Source organism: Italian clover phyllody phytoplasma str. MA1 (genome assembly GCF_000300695.1).
In the GTDB taxonomy this organism is placed as follows: domain Bacteria; phylum Bacillota_I; class Bacilli_A; order Acholeplasmatales; family Acholeplasmataceae; genus Phytoplasma.
The window spans coordinates 1-12,004 of record NZ_AKIM01000025.1 but is presented as its reverse complement, the minus strand read 5'-3'; the positions used below and the strand labels follow the sequence as shown (position 1 = coordinate 12,004).

At 28.5% G+C, this 12,004-nt stretch carries 8 protein-coding genes; 2 read left to right on the top strand and 6 right to left on the bottom strand.

All coding sequences use genetic code 11. From position 1 onward, the window contains the following. Window positions 1-359 precede the first annotated feature (359 nt). Both RI01_RS01550 and RI01_RS01545 read right to left on the bottom strand, forming a co-directional pair. On the bottom strand, window positions 360-1,667 hold the full coding sequence (locus tag RI01_RS01550) for a TldD/PmbA family protein (RefSeq protein ID WP_017192908.1): 1,308 nt from the start codon (window positions 1,665-1,667) through the stop codon (window positions 360-362). 1 nt (window position 1,668) lies between these two features. After that, window positions 1,669-3,057, bottom strand: coding sequence for a TldD/PmbA family protein (locus RI01_RS01545; RefSeq protein WP_017192907.1), 1,389 nt, complete (start codon window positions 3,055-3,057; stop codon window positions 1,669-1,671). Window positions 3,058-3,783: 726 nt separating this feature from the next. Between RI01_RS01545 and RI01_RS03620 the strand changes: the two genes are divergently transcribed. Next, window positions 3,784-3,924: a hypothetical protein gene (locus RI01_RS03620; RefSeq protein ID WP_017192906.1), complete on the top strand. Its 141-nt coding sequence runs from the start codon at window positions 3,784-3,786 to the stop codon at window positions 3,922-3,924. A gap of 9 nt (window positions 3,925-3,933) precedes the next feature. Further along, complete coding sequence (locus tag RI01_RS03285) at window positions 3,934-4,671, top strand: transporter substrate-binding domain-containing protein (RefSeq protein WP_017192905.1); 738 nt, start codon at window positions 3,934-3,936, stop codon at window positions 4,669-4,671. 662 nt (window positions 4,672-5,333) lie between these two features. On the opposite strand, the gene argS is transcribed toward RI01_RS03285, so the two are convergent. The 4 genes from argS to serS form a co-directional block, all read right to left on the bottom strand. Continuing rightward, complete coding sequence (argS, locus tag RI01_RS01535; protein WP_017192902.1) at window positions 5,334-7,025, bottom strand: arginine--tRNA ligase; 1,692 nt, start codon at window positions 7,023-7,025, stop codon at window positions 5,334-5,336. A gap of 116 nt (window positions 7,026-7,141) precedes the next feature. Next, a complete protein-coding gene (locus RI01_RS01530) occupies window positions 7,142-8,050 on the bottom strand; it encodes an RluA family pseudouridine synthase (protein ID WP_017192901.1) in 909 nt (302 codons plus the stop codon). A 185-nt stretch (window positions 8,051-8,235) separates the two neighbouring features. Then, window positions 8,236-10,401: an ATP-dependent zinc metalloprotease FtsH gene (gene ftsH, locus RI01_RS01525; protein ID WP_017192900.1), complete on the bottom strand. Its 2,166-nt coding sequence runs from the start codon at window positions 10,399-10,401 to the stop codon at window positions 8,236-8,238. A gap of 53 nt (window positions 10,402-10,454) precedes the next feature. Beyond that, window positions 10,455-11,729: a serine--tRNA ligase gene (serS, locus tag RI01_RS01520; protein WP_017192899.1), complete on the bottom strand. Its 1,275-nt coding sequence runs from the start codon at window positions 11,727-11,729 to the stop codon at window positions 10,455-10,457. Window positions 11,730-12,004: the final 275 nt, after the last annotated feature.

The window sequence follows — 12,004 nt, the reverse complement described above, 5'->3', positions numbered from 1 at the left end:
TTTTTTTTATGTTATCATATAGTAAATTAATAAATAATTTTTTCTAAAAGGTATTTGTTTTAGAAAAATTAGTTGTTGTCATTCAGTACCATTTCTTTGGGGCTCACCCCTTTTAACACGATTTTTTCTTTCTTATCTTATAATTTTTTTCAAAAATAAAAATACCTATCTTTAAATTGTATTTTGTAAAACACCTTTAAAGCTGCTTTTATAATATAATAACAAATAACCAAAATAATTTCAAATGAATAATGTTTGTTCTTTTCATATTTTTGAAGATAATGCTTATAAAGGATCACACATCAAACAAAAAGACTCTCTTATTGGAGAGTCTTTTTGTTATTTGTCTAAAGAAAGGTTTAATTACCACCAATCATTAAATCTCCAGCGTAAACACTAGCGCTGCCAAAACCAGAAACTTGGAATTTAAAATCATTAGCTATTTCTTTTAAATTTTTTAAAATATCAAAAAAATTACCTGAAACAACAATCATTTTCACCGGAGCAGTGATTTTACCTTTTTCAATCTTAAAACCACTAGCTTGAAGACTGAAAACACCGCTTACAGTTTGAATCCCTACATGCATACCGACTAAATCATCGATAAAAACACCTTCTTCAATGGTGGATACCATATCATCTAAACTTCTTTGTCCTGGTTTTAAATAACAATTACTAAAACCGGTTCCTCCGCCAAAACCATTACCTGTCGGTTGAGTGTTAAAAATTTTGGCTGTTTTTAAATTATGGATAAAACCTTGAAAAACACCGTTTTCAACCACGTTTTTAGGTTGACAAACAACTCCTTCGTCATCAAATTTTTCTTTGAAAAAAGCTTGATCAGAAAAAGGGTCTTCAATGATGTTTACTTGAGGAGAAGCGATAACTTGTTTTTCTTTATCTTTTAATTGAGTTAATTTTCTATAAGCGCTTTGTCCGGTAAAAATACTGCTAAAACTGGCTAAAACATCAGCAAACATTTCGTTTGAAAAAACTGTAGGATAACTTTTTGATTTTAAAGTAGCTCCGTTTAATTTTTTTTCGCCCGCAACAACCACTTCTTGGGCTTGTTTTTCCGGATTAAATTCTTGGAAATCTTTGACAAGTTTTAATTTACCAAAACTTTGTACATCGCCGTCTTTTTTGAAAATAGCAGAAACATAAAGATAAGCATAACTATTTTCTTGTTCTAAATGAAGCCCTTTTGAGTTGATTAAAGTTTTTTTACTAAAAACCTCTTTATAAGAATTGGTTTCAATTTTTTTAATTACTTTCGAAGAAGACATGTTTTTTTCTAAATCTTTTAAAAGTTGAATTTTATTGTCTAAAGGAATAACGGAAAAATCAAAATTTTTTTCTTCCCATTCAGGATAAGAGGAGGAACCTTCAAAAATAATCGCTGGATCTTTGCTGTCAACTGTTTGAGTGTTTTGTTTCAAAACGTCCAACATTTTATCAACCGTTTCATCATCTATTTTTTCAAAATATACTTCTGTTGATTTATTGTCATAAATCCCTTTAATATTAACTGTCACCAGATCGCTTTCTACAAGTGATTCTACTTTGTTGTTATCTAGGGTTAATTTAAAACTTTTGCTTTCACTGACAAATATTTCTAAAGCTTCAAAGCCTTTATCTAAACCTTTTTGAATCCATTTTTGATACATTTTACGCATTTTCCTTTTTGTTGCCGCCAACAACCATTTCTTGTACTCTAATAGTGGGTTGTCCTACATCAGTAGGGATTGAACCAGAAACAGAACCGCACATTCCTTGTCCTAAAGATAAATTATCTCCTACACGATCTATTTTTAATAAAACATCATCACCATAACCAATCAACATCGCTCCTTTAACAAGAGTAGTCAATTTACCGTCTTCAATCAAATAACCCTCTTTAACAACGAAATTAAATTCTCCCGTAGCGGGTTCAACTGTTCCGCCGCCTAAACTTTTAGCATATAAACCGTATTTAGTATCTTTAATAATTTGTTCTGGTTTATCGGTGCCGTTAGCGATATAAGTCGAATTCATTCTTGAAGTGGGAGAATATTTATAAGACTCTCTTCTGGAAGAACCGGTCGGTTTAGATTTCATTTTACGTCCATTACGGAAATCAACTAAATAGCTTTTTAAAATGCCTTTTTCAATTAAAAGGTTTTTTTGGGTTTTCATTCCTTCATCATCAAAATTAAGTTTTCCCCAAGCGCCTTCAATAGCGCCGTCATCATAAGCTGTTACTATATCAGAAGCTATTTTTTGGTTTAATTTATTATTAAAAGGCGATAAACCTCTGGCGATAGCAGTAGCTTCTAAAGGGTGCCCACAAGCTTCATGGAAGATAACACCTCCAAAACCATTATTTAAAACTACGGTCATAACTTGCGGCTTCATTTCTTCTGCCTTTAATAAAGTCACCGCTCTTTGAGCTACTTCTTGTGCTAATTGTTCTAAGTCTATTAAATCAAAAAATTCTAATCCCATAGAACGTCCTGGACCTTCATAAACGTCTTGCATTTGTTCACCTTCTTTAGCTACCGCTACCAAACCACAACGTATATAAGGTCTTACATCATTTTGATAAACTCCTTCTGTATTAGCGACCAAAATTTTTTGTTCTTTTTCGTGATAATTAACAATAGTTTGGATTATTTTATCATTTTGTTTTTTCATTATGTCTGATAATTTAATTAATTTTTTCGCTTTTTCTTCTTTTGTCATTGAATCAAAAGGTTTTTTCATGCTTTCTTTTAAAGGTTGAGGTTCACCCAAAGGAACAACTGTATGTTTCGGTCCTTTAAAATTCTTTTTTAAACGTGTTATTAATTTTTGAATATTGTCAAAATCAACTTTATTAGTGTAACCGTATACTTCATCTGAACCTTGTAAAAGTCTTACTCCTACGCCAAAAACATTGTCAGTTGATAAGGAAACGACTTCTTGACCGGTTATTCTTAAACTATTAGTCATATTGTCTTCGAAAAACAGTTCAGCAAAATCAGCGCCTGATTCTAAAGACTGATTTAAAAGAGTTTGTATTTCTTCTTTTTTTATCATGTGTTTTTAAAACCTTCTTTTTTTAATTATTTCATATTTTTTATTTCATATTTTTATGGTAATTTAAAACTATCTTATTAATAACATTTTTAAAAAAAATTATTAATAAAAATAATTTTTTTCTATGTGTAACTATTCTTCTTTATGAATCCAAAAACTCTTTATTAACTAAAATTTGATTAATCAAAAGATATTTCATTTTTCAGGCAAAAAAGAAAACAAGCATCTTCGTCTTTTTTTGTAGGCCTTTGAATAGAGGCAAATAATCTCTAAAAAAGCTTGACACTTTTGAGGTTATATTTTAAATATTTATATTGATTAAATATTTTTATTTTATCATTTTTTTATAATTTTTTTCGTTCTAAATTAGATAAACTTAGTTATTTATTTCTATTCATATATTATCTAAAAAAATTAATTCTTTTTTAAATTAACCTCTCATAAAAAAAGATACGATTATTATGGATTTATGATACAATTAAGGTTTAAATTGTTTTATTCAAGGGTTTTTTTAGTAAAATTAACCCCATTTAAAGAAAAAAGGATAATTTTTTACACAAATTATAAACTTTACAGAAGAATTTATACGCAAATACATTTATCAAAACGGGGAAAAAATATTAATTTGTTCTATTTTTTTAATCTTTTTTCTTTTCCTACATTATTATGTTTTATGTTTATCTGATACATATAAAAAAGAGATAAAGAAAAAACTTTAACGATGATATGGCTATATTAACTTTATATGATGCTCCACCAATGATTTTTGACGGTAAAATAGTGGAGGAAAAGGTTTTTCTCCAAAATGTTGAAACAGAAAACGGTGATTATATCAATGGAGCTGATGTGTTGTTTTTAAAGGAATGAGCTGAGAGAATGATAAAAAAATTAGTTATCAAAATGTTTCCTTATAATGGTATTTTAAACGCTGTTCAAAATGATACCGTAGACAGCATTATAAGAATGTTTAACGCTAACAAGGAAAGAGATGATAAAATGATCTTTCTTCCTTATTTTTATAACCAAAAAAACAAAGCATTCGTCCAACATGAAAAACATGCTTGGAGAACTGATTTGAATTCTTACGTGAAAGCAGTTGAACAAGATAACGCCGATATTTTAATTCAAGATTATCAAAATTTAGTCCCTATTAAAGCTAAAAATCCCTATAAATTTAAATTATTGAAAGTTGATATAGAAAAATCGGGTTTATCAAAAGCGGATTTACCGCCTTTATCTTTCTTTTTAAATAAAGACAATGTTGAATTGAAAAAACAATTTGAAACACATTTAAAAGACATGAAAGTTTTAAAAGAAACTGATGTTAATGATTTTCCAGCTAAATTAGAAAATTTTAATACTGGCGAAGATAGCAAATGCCAAAAATACCTTAATACTTCTCAAACTATATACGACCAAAATTTAAACAAAGACAAAAAACTGGAAAAACAAAACCACTTTTGGTCCAATTTATGGCGCTCTTTACCGTCTTATAAAACAGGTTTTATGATTACCTTATTAATAACTATGGATGAATTTTTTTTAGGTTTATTTATTATTGGCTTTATTTTTAGTATTAATAAAAACCAATTTAGAACAATCACAAAGTCTTAATAAAATGGTTGTTTATTCCCAAAAAAACTTCTCTCTTTTAATAGATTTTTTCATGAATATTTGCAAATCGGTTCCAATAGCTGTGCAAAATGTTTTCTTATTTTATAATTCGTTAGTTTATCTTTATCTTTTTAAAGGTTTTACAGGTGTTTTATTTGTGACTTGAATTGTGTGGTTTTATTTAAATACCGCCCGCTTTTAATTTAACTAATATTTATGTTAAACCATATTAATTTTTTAGATCGAGGACAAATAGAAACCGTTTATGCTTTAGGAATAGAAAGAAAACAAGTTTTTTTGCTATATTATTTAAAACAAATATTTAAAATAACGATTCCTTCTTTTTGGAAATAATTGATTATTAATTTAAAAGAAACTTCTTTATTTTCTGTTATTGGAATGGTAAGTTTATTATATGATATGGACAGCAGAAAGTAATATTTCTATTACTTTTGATGCCATTACGCCTTTTTATATTGGTTAAGTATCATTTGTATCGTCGTTTTAGTCAGTTTAAATAATTTTACAAGAAAAAAAATACAAAAATGGAATCATTAAAAAAGACGATAAGAAGATAAAAAATAAACCCTTTTTAGTGGTTGATTTTTTATATGATAAAGAGTGATAAGTTTATTAAATTAAAAATTTTAATATATAAGGGATTACATTTGTTCTAAAATAGGTATGCCTAAAATATTTAACCCTTCTTTTAAAACAGTAGAAACAGTTTTAATCAATAATCCGTTCGCTGTTTGTAAAACTAAATCGTCAGTTAAAATTTTTTCCAGAGTGTAAAATTGATTAATAGTTTTAGCTAATTTCAGCAAATATCTCGCTAGTACACTCGGCATATTATCTTTTTTCGCTTTTTCTAAAACAGAAGAAAATTGATCCATTAACTTAATTAAAGCGAAATAATGGTCTTGAGCGAAATAAGCTTTCATTTGAACCCATTTTTTTTCCACAGAATCATCGCTTTTTTTTAATTGTTTAATAACAGAATTAAGCCTGACAATAGTGTATTGCAAGTAAGGACCTGTATTGCCTTCAAATTGTAACATGTGTTTTAAATTAAATTCAATGTTTAAATGGCGATCATTTTTCAAATCATTAAAGACAACAGCGCCGATCGCTATTTTTTGAGCTGTTTCATGAATATTAGTTAAATTGTGGTTTTTTTCTTGAATCGTTTTTTCTGCTTCTTTAGTAGTAGCTTCCAAAATATCAATCAATCTATAATCATTGATTTTACGAGTCGAAATCTTCGCATTTTCAAACAATACTAAACCGAAATTCACATGTTCTAAATCGCAATCATAACCCATGATTTTATTCATCGCTTGTTTTAATTGTTGATAATGTAATTTTTGTTCGTTTCCTACAACGTATAAAGTTTTTTGAAAATTAAATCTTTCTTTACGGTAAAGAACACACGCCATATCTCTAGTCAAATAAAGAGTGCTTCCATTGTCTTTTTGTATTAAAGTGGGTGGAACGCCTTCTAATGGCATAATATAAGCCTTTTGGTCTAACAATAATAAATTTTTAGTACGCAAATCTTCCACTAAAGCCATACTTTTATCATGATAAAAAGATTCGCCAATATAATGATCAAAAGAAATATTTAATAAATCATAAATTTTACGAAATTCAGTTAAAGAAATATCTTTAAACCATTTCCATAAAGCAACTATTTCGGGATCTTTTTCTTCTAATTTTTTAAAAATTTCTCTAGCGTCTTGGTTTAATTGTTCGTCTGTTTCTGCTTGTTCATGAAAATAAATATAAAGTTTTTGCAGTTCATTAATAGGGTCTTTTAAAACTAATTCTTTCTTCCCCCATTTTTGAAAAGCTAAAATCATTTTACCAAATTGAGTGCCCCAATCGCCTAAATGATTGATTCCTACAATTTGATAACCTAATTTATTATAAATATTTTTCAGCGAATTACCAATAACTGTAGAACGAAGATGACCGATAGAAAAGTTTTTAGCAATATTAGGCGAAGAATAATCTATCACAATAGTTTGATTATTAGGTTTTAATTGTCCATAGTTAGCGCCTGATTCACAAACATCTGTTAAAACTTTTTCACTAATCAAATGACGATGAATTTTAATATTTAAAAAACCTTTATCAAAAAAAATATCTTCTATTTCGCTTAAAGTCATCAAATCAGCTTTAAAATTGTTAAAAATTTTTAAAATATCTTTTTGTAAAGTTTTTTGATAAATAAAAAGAGCTAAGTAAAAATCAAATAATTGATTTTTATCATTGTATTTAATAATCGTTTTAATGTTGTATTTATTATTTAATGTGTTTTCTATCGTTTGTTTAATTGTGTCTAAATGCATAAAAAAATGGTTCCTTATTTTTAAGTTATTTTTTATAAAAAATATGAATTTTAAATCATTGTTATATCATAATCGCACTTTTAAAAGAAAAATAACATTATTTTGATAAAAAATAGTTACAGGAAAGAAGATGGTTCTAATTCTAATTGTTCTAACACCTTTTGAAAAGCATTATTTAAAGGAATTTGCAAAGATATTTTTTTTTCTTTTTGAGGATGAGAAAAATATAATTTTTTAGCATGCAATAACTGGGTCTTGATATTTTCATTATGATTGCCGTATAAATTATCGCCCACAATAGAGTGCTTTAAATGAGACAAATGAACTCTTATTTGATGTGTCCTACCTGTTTCTAACTCTAATTCTAATAAAGAATAATGTTCAAATCTTTGTAAAGTTTTAAAATGGGTAACTGAGGGTTTTCCTTTAGAAGTGACAGACATTTTCAAACGGTTTTTCACATCTCTTCCGATAGGCAAATCAATGGTTCCGCGCTGTCCTAAAAAACCATGAATTAAAGCCCAGTAAGTCCTTTTAACATGCCTTTTTTGCAACAATTCTTGAATTTGAACGATGGTTTCTTCAGTTTTTCCGACAATCATTAAACCTGCAGTATCTTTATCTAAACGATGTATAATACCTGGTCTTGTACCTTGTATTTTTTTTAAAACCGGTATTTGGTATAATAAACCGTTCACCAAAGTGATGCCTTTATAACTAGAAGAAGGGTGGACTACTAAATTAACCGGTTTGTTAATTACTGCTAAATCATCATCCTCATAAACAATATCCAAATCTAAAGGAATAGGATCTAATTCGTTAACAACATTTTTAGTAATTATTTCTACCTTTATTTCATCGTTATTTTTCAAAAGATAACTTTTTTTCTGTTTTTGATCGTTTATTAAGGCTTCTCCAGAAGAAATCAAACTTTGGCATTTGTTTTTGCTTAAATTTAATTTTTGCACTAAAAAAACATCAAAACGCATGCCTGTTTCTATTTCTTCAACCAAAAATTTATTCATATTTCACATCAAGCCTTTCTAACGCAATAGAATAAGATTTGTTCACTTACAAATAAATAAAAAAATAAATGTATTTTTAATAGATAAAATACATTTATTTTAAATAAAGTACACAAACCAAAAAGAAGAAATTTTTTGGTTTGTGACGGAAAAGTAAATTTTTAATTTTTTTAATAAATATTTTTTTATGAATCAAAATTATTCTTCATTTTTTCATCGTTATCATGTTCATTTTCTTCGCTTTTGCCATCAACTTCTAGATTTTCATCTTCGATAGTTGTTTCTTTTTCTGCATTTTTATCATCTTGTTTTTCGGATGAGTTAGCGTTTTTTTCTTCTGATACATCATTGTTATCATTTGAAAAAACAGTTTTCGCTTGTTCTTCAGATGTGTTTTCTTCATCAGAATCGTTATCAAGTAAAGCTTCTTTTTCTTCTTTAGTTTTTGATTTTGCTTTATCGTTGACTTCTTCTTTTTCTTCTTTAGCAAGTTTTTCTTCTTCGTACCAAGCGATTTTACCAGTTGAAAATATTTCATCAATATCTCTTTTAGAAAGAGTTTCAATCTCAGATAAATAATCAGCGATTTTGAATAAAAGTTCTTTGTTTTCTAAAAGCTTTTGTTTGGCTTCAGCGTAAGCATTAGTTAAAATATCTTGAACAGCTTGGTCAATTTCTACAGCTTTAGATTCGGAAAAATCTTTGTGAAAAGTTGGTGCTTCTTCTCCGTATTGAGCTAATCCGACAACACTCATTCCGAATTTAGTCACCATGATTCTCGCAATTTTAGTTGCTTGTTTGAAATCGTCATAAGAACCTGAAGAGATATCGTCTAAAAATAATTCTTCTGCCGCTCTTCCGCCTAAATAAGAAGTTATTTCGGCTAATAATCTTTTTTTAGAATAGAAATAAGTTTCTTCTTCCGGTAACATCAAATTATAACCGCCAGATTTACCACGAGGGATAATAGTGATTTTTTGGACTTTTTTAGCATTGGGTAATGTAAGACCAATAACTGCATGACCTGCCTCATGGAAAGAAACTAATTTTTTCTCTTTATTAGTGTATCTGCCGCCTTTTTTAATAGAACCAATTAAAATTCTATCTAAAGCTTCGCTTAAATCATTTTTATTGATTTTTCTAGCTCTTCTTCTTGTAGCTAACAAAGCAGCTTCATTTAAAATGCCTTCTAATTGGGCGCCGCTGAAACCTGGTGTTTCCTTAGCTAGTTCTTCTAAACTAATATCTTTTTCTATTTTTTTGTTAGAAGCGTGTAGTTTTAAAATAGCTTCACGATCTTTTAAACTGGGTAAATTAATGGTAAATTGACGGTCAAAACGTCCTGGCCTTAACAACGCAGAATCTATGCGTTCAGGTTGGTTAGTTGCAGCAATAACAATAACGCCTGAATTCTTATTATAACCATCCATTTCCACTAAAAGTTGGTTTAAGGTTTGTTCGTTTTCACTATGTCCCATATCAGATCCTCTTTTACGAGCCATAGCTTCAATTTCATCGATAAAAACAATACAAGGAGCATTTATTTTGGCGTTTTTAAATAAACTTCTCACACGAGAAGCTCCCAACCCAACATACATTTCTACGAAATCTGAACCAGACGCAGCAAAGAAAGGAACTCCAGCTTCGCCAGAAACCGCTTTAGCTAATAAAGTTTTACCAGTGCCGGGAGGTCCTGATAATAAAACTCCTTTAGGAATTCTGGCGCCCATATCTATGTATTTCTTAGGGTTTTTTAAAAAGTCTATTAATTCCTTCATTTCTTCTTTTTCTTCGTCAGCGCCAGCGATATCTTTAAAAGTTAAAGTTGGTTTTTGAACTACTTCACTTCTTAATTGGGTTTTATTTTTATCACCAAATTGTTCTGAGAATTGGCTTCCGATATCTTTCATACTTGTAAAGAAAAAATAAATAAGCAAGACTGTTAAAGATATTCTTAAAGAAGAAACTAAAGGACCGAATCCCATGTCAGGATCTTGAATAGTTATAGCTAACAAAACTTGATGAGAAGAAGTTTTGTGTTTTTTTTCCACTTCGTTCCTTATTCTGTGAAAACTTTCTTCATCAACGAAAGAATATTTTTTGGTTTTTTTATCATCACCTTCTTTATAGGTCACTATTAAATCATATAAAACAGGGAGCCCATTTGTTAAAATAGGTTTTATTTTCAATTCGTTTTTATCTAAAAGAGTTAATATTTCTAATTCAGATTCATCTTTTTTTAATGATTTTTGAACTACACCTCTTAAAGACATTATGGCACCGATAGAGATAATGAAAAGCACAATATACCAAATATTAATTTTTTTTAATTTATCTTCCCATTTATTCATAGGTTTTATCCCTTAAATTCCTTTCACAATGGTTTTTGCAACCTTTTGAAAGGTTACTTAATAATATCGATTCCCATATAATTTTTTAAAACATCAGGTACTACAATATTTCCGTCTTTATTTTGATAATTTTCCATAATAGCGATCATAGTTCGTCCGATAGCTAAAGCTGATCCGTTTAAAGTATGAACGTATTCGTTTTTATCTTTTTTATTTTTATTAAATTTAATGTTGGCTCTTCGAGCTTGAAAAGTTTCTGCATTACTGATAGACGCTATTTCGCGATATTTTTGTTGACTAGGCAACCACACCTCAATATCATAAGTTTTAGCCATACTAAAACCTAAATCGCCCGTTGATAAAGTGACCACTCTATAAGGTATTTTTAACTTTTGCAAAATTTCTTCAGAATCTTTTAACATTTCTTCTAAAACAGTGTAAGAACTTTGCGGTTCTACAAATTGAATTAATTCCACTTTATTAAATTGTTTTTGTCTTAAAATGCCTCTGGTATCTTTTCCAGCAGCTCCTGCTTCTTGTCTAAAACAAGTAGTAAAACTGACATATTTAATGGGTAATCGTTCCAACTTTAAAGTTTCATTACGATGGATATTAATAGTAGGAACTTCAGCAGTCGGATTTAAATACCAATTATATTTATCTAATTTTAATTTGAAAAGTTCTTTTTCAAATTTAGGTAATTGACCGGTAGAAAACATTGAATTTTCGTTGACAATAAAAGGAGGAATGATTTCTTGATAACCTTTTTGAGAGTTCGTATCCATCGTAAAATTAATTAAAGCTCTTTCCAAACGAGCTCCAGCTCCTTTTAAAACAGCAAATCTGCTGCCAGTTACTTTAGCAGCCGCCTTCAAATCTAAAATATTTAATTTTTCACCTATTTCCACGTGATCTTTAATAGGGAAAGGTTTTTCTTCTGGTTCCATAAAATGTTTAATAACAACATTATCTTCTTCGCTTTGACCGATAGGGGTAGATTCATGAGGAATATTAGGAACAATATGCAACAGGTGATTAATTTTATTTTCGATGGTTTGTAGTTCTTGCGTTAATGCTTCTAATTCTTTTTTAGAAATAGCCTCTTTAGAGATCACTTCATCAATGGATTTGTTTTCTCTTTTTAATATCCCTATAGAGCGAGAGAGATTATTTTTTTTAAACCTCATTTGTTCTATGGAAACAATTAAATTTTTACGCGATTGATTTAATAAAATAAGTTCTTCTAAATAAGAAAAGTCTTCTTGCCTTGTTTGTAGTTTTTGAATAACTAATTCCATATTTTGAATTATAAATTTCAAGTCTAACATTATATTAACATAATCCTTCGTTTTATCCGGTTATTAAATAAACAATAAACCTAAAAGACAGATATTAAAACTACTGCGATAACCTTTTTATTAAGTCTATTTTATAATAGAGATTTTAAAAAAATTTCTTATAATAGCAAAAACAAATTAACATATCGACCAAAAGATATGATAATCTTGCTATTGAATTTTTTTGATTGATTTCTAAAGAATGTTTTTAAAGAAAAAATGTTTATTCATTAAATTTGATTAAACATTTTAGCGAAATTAGATTT

Coding starts and splice junctions, on each gene's coding strand:
- RI01_RS03620 (WP_017192906.1), top strand. CDS start 3,784: ATGGCTATATTAACTTTATATGATGCTCCACCAATGATTTTTGACGGT.
- RI01_RS03285 (WP_017192905.1), top strand. CDS start 3,934: ATGATAAAAAAATTAGTTATCAAAATGTTTCCTTATAATGGTATTTTA.
- RI01_RS01530 (WP_017192901.1), bottom strand. CDS start 8,050: ATGAATAAATTTTTGGTTGAAGAAATAGAAACAGGCATGCGTTTTGAT.
- ftsH (WP_017192900.1), bottom strand. CDS start 10,401: ATGAATAAATGGGAAGATAAATTAAAAAAAATTAATATTTGGTATATT.
- argS (WP_017192902.1), bottom strand. CDS start 7,025: ATGCATTTAGACACAATTAAACAAACGATAGAAAACACATTAAATAAT.
- RI01_RS01545 (WP_017192907.1), bottom strand. CDS start 3,057: ATGATAAAAAAAGAAGAAATACAAACTCTTTTAAATCAGTCTTTAGAA.
- RI01_RS01550 (WP_017192908.1), bottom strand. CDS start 1,667: ATGTATCAAAAATGGATTCAAAAAGGTTTAGATAAAGGCTTTGAAGCT.
- serS (WP_017192899.1), bottom strand. CDS start 11,729: ATGTTAGACTTGAAATTTATAATTCAAAATATGGAATTAGTTATTCAA.